The organism is Streptomyces sp. NPDC058240 (assembly GCF_042882135.1).
In the GTDB taxonomy this organism is placed as follows: domain Bacteria; phylum Actinomycetota; class Actinomycetes; order Streptomycetales; family Streptomycetaceae; genus Streptomyces.
This window is the reverse complement of the sequence record NZ_JBHVWT010000142.1, coordinates 1-2,278: the sequence shown is the minus strand read 5'-3', so window position 1 is coordinate 2,278 and position 2,278 is coordinate 1. Positions and strand designations below refer to the sequence as shown.

Genomic DNA, 2,278 nt, shown 5'->3' with positions numbered 1-2,278 from the left:
TCAACGCCTTCGACATCACCTTCGACGGCCGGCTCTCCGCAGCACGCCAGTAACTCCAACAACCTGAGTTACACCGCTCGTTTGACAGACCCGGCCCAGGCCGCTCAGGTCCCGCAGCAGAGGCAGAGCCCCGTCCTTGAGGCCCCCGCCGCGCAGGAGGTGGAACTCGCACAGTTGCGTGCCGGTGAGCCGCAACCGGTCTCCCGGGTGCCTTCATCCGCCTCTGGACGGCCGTCCGAACCGGCACCGGACGATGCCAGGGCCGACGGGCGCCTCGCGGACGCCTACCGGGCCTGGCTCGCCACCTATGCCTCCGAGCCGACGAGCGAGCAGTTCGCTCTCTGGCTCCAGGACCGGTACGGCATCGCCACCGCAGCCGGAGCCCCGTTGTCCGACGAGCAACTGGAGCCCCTGCTGCGAGTGCTGAAACAGCACGGAGCACCCGCGCCGGAAGACGGACCCGGCTCCGACGCTCCCCGGGACGCAGCCGACGAAGAGACATGGGCCGACTACTTCTACAACGCCTGGCTCACATACGCGGCGGAGCGAGGCACGTCCGCCGACGCTGCCGCCCTTGCCGAGTATGTGTACCAGCGCGACGGCATCCTGGGAGCCACCGGGCAGCCTGTCACCGCAGACGAACTGAGGGGCTACGTCGTCCTGTTCCAGGAGCGGGAACAGGACGACGACGGGACTGAGCCTGCTTCGCAGCGCCAGGTTCAGTACAACGGCAACCACGACCCCGAGGCCGGTCCGGTACCGGCGGCAGCGGACCAGGCCGCCGAGACGGCCCCCGACCACGAGGGCGAGGAGAGCCACGATGAGGGCTCCCTCCCGAGCAGCCCCGACGACGCCCCAGGGGAGCAGCCCGGTACGCCACCATGGTTCGCCGTCGGCCAGCAGGATCAAACCCGGGCGACGGAACGGCACACGGTGCACGCGTCCGGTGGTGAGAGCGGCAGCCGCGGCATCGTGCAGGTGCGAGTCCCGGACGCCCGTGATGAGGACGAGCCCGACACCGGGGAGTCGGCCCCGGTCCTCCGTGAGAGCGAGGCCGTGCAGGAGGCTGAGCAGGAGGACGGCTCTCACCTGACGGGCCCGGCACGGGTGGAATTCCACTACAGGCAGTTGCCGCCGGAGGAGCAGGAGCGTTCGGCGAAGGCTCTTGCTCCGGTCCTGGCGGAGCGCTGCGGCTACCAGGAGGGCACGGTGCGGAAGTACCTGGGGAAGATCAAGCGGGCTGCCAGCGTGTGACGTTCCACTGCTGTGGAATGCGGGCGAGCTACCCGGAGCGCTGCACAGGGGTGGGGGTGGAATTCCAGGGATTCCACCCCCACCCTCTTTTGCTGTCCGGGCCCCGCGTGTGTGCCCGGGGTCGCTGACTTCCGGCACTGGGTCAGTGGGTGTGCGGTCGGGGAACACTGGGGTGAGGCCTGGCACTGACTCAGGGATGGAACGCTTTGACCTGCGATTTTCCAGCGTGGGTCAGTGTTTGGGTCATACCCCGCTCGCGTCTTCCGCGCTGCTGTCGCCGCTCGTCGAGACGTGGGCGGTGCTGTCGGCGGGCCCTGGCCAACAGCGGGGGACTGGTCGTTCCATGTGGGTGCGGCAGGGTGGAAAACGGGAACGACCTCGCCGCGGCGGGCGCAGCCGGGGTGGAATTTTCCACGTCCCCGGTGGCGTTTCGGTCCGCGCGGTGGCTGGGCTGGTGACCGGATTCTCCACCTTGCTGCGGGCGCCTTCGGCGAGCGAGGACTTGGGTGGCGAAGGGTGGAACGCACGCGTCTCCCGTTGCGTTGCGTGACGGTCCGTCGGTTACGTCGGGGGCTCGTGGCCGGCCCTGCGGGGGCGTGGCGGGCGGGCCGCTCGGGGTGGGCGCTCGCAGGGGTGGCCGCGCGGCAGAAGGACGGTCCTGGGTGGGTGGTTGGGTTGATCAGTCCGGGGGCAGCGGCGTACCGCGTCGCGGCGGCGGGCGGTTCCCTCTCCGCAGCAGCGGCCAGACTTTCAGTGGAACTTGAAGTGTGGTGGTTGGTGTATCACCCTCGCCCCATGAGTAAACCGGACTTTGCAGCACTGCGGAAACGGGTCTAGAAGGCCGAGAAGGTTGCCGACGGCTACAGGACCGAGCTGTACGAGGCGGCCGTCACCGAAGCCATGAAGTCGACCGTGTACGGTCACGTCTCCTGAAGTTCCCCCACGATCACGGACAGCGAATGTTTACGCTGCGTGGGTGAGATCTTGGGCCGCCAGGGTCCTGGTCTCGATCGGGGTGACGTAG

The 2,278-nt window shown here is 68.8% G+C and carries 1 protein-coding gene; it reads left to right on the top strand.

The genetic code is table 11. The annotated features are described in order from the left end of the window. The first annotated feature begins 81 nt into the window (after positions 1-81). Positions 82-1,254 (top strand): hypothetical protein, encoded by a 1,173-nt coding sequence (locus tag ACFVX4_RS41970; RefSeq protein ID WP_389988753.1) that lies wholly within the window; start codon positions 82-84, stop codon positions 1,252-1,254. Positions 1,255-2,278: the final 1,024 nt, after the last annotated feature.